Raw genomic sequence first — 607 nt, 5'->3', positions numbered from 1 at the left:
TAGGCGCACATGAAAAAACCCACTGTCGCGAGACAGTGGGTTTTTGATTGGTGCCGGCTATCGGATTCGARCTGATGACCTACCGCTTACAAGGCGGTTGCTCTACCAACTGAGCTAAGCCGGCGAAAAACAGGCGAGATTCTAGTCGCTCACTTCACCCGTTTGAGTGAAGGCCGCGGGCCACCGCTGGGCGCGTCGGGTGGCGGGGGCGTGTCATCGCCCTCGTCGTCGCTGGCTTCGCTGGCCAGACGCAGGCCGCTGCGGCRCGGCTCCTGCGGCGCCGGGCTGGGCAGCGGTGCACCTTCGGCCAGCGCCTCGGGCGCCGGAAAGGCCATGCCCTGGCCGTTCTCGCGGGCGTAGATCGCGACAACATGATCCACCGGCACGACGATCTCTCGCGCGACGCCGCCGAAGCGCGCCTTGAACTGGATGAACTCGTTGCCGAGATCCAGTCCGCTGGTGGCATCGAAGCCGACGTTCAGCACGATCTCGTTGTTGGACACGTACTCCATCGGCACCTGCACCGAACGATCGACRTGGACCGCGATATAGGGCGTGAAGCCGTTGTCCGTGCACCAGTCGTGCAGCGCGCGGATCAGGTACGGGC

At 64.4% G+C, this 607-nt stretch carries 1 protein-coding gene and 1 tRNA gene; both read right to left on the bottom strand.

The annotated features are described in order from the left end of the window. Positions 1-48: 48 nt before the first annotated feature. Positions 49-124 (bottom strand) — tRNA-Thr (locus tag AC1DU6_RS34750). 25 nt (positions 125-149) lie between these two features. Further along, on the bottom strand, positions 150-607 hold a 458-nt coding region (locus AC1DU6_RS34745; protein ID WP_477863070.1), incomplete at its 5' end, for a ClpXP protease specificity-enhancing factor.

This window comes from Roseateles sp. P5_B10 (assembly GCF_056400485.1).
The sequence above is the reverse complement of the archived record's forward strand: the minus strand, read 5'-3'. Positions and strand labels throughout refer to the sequence as shown.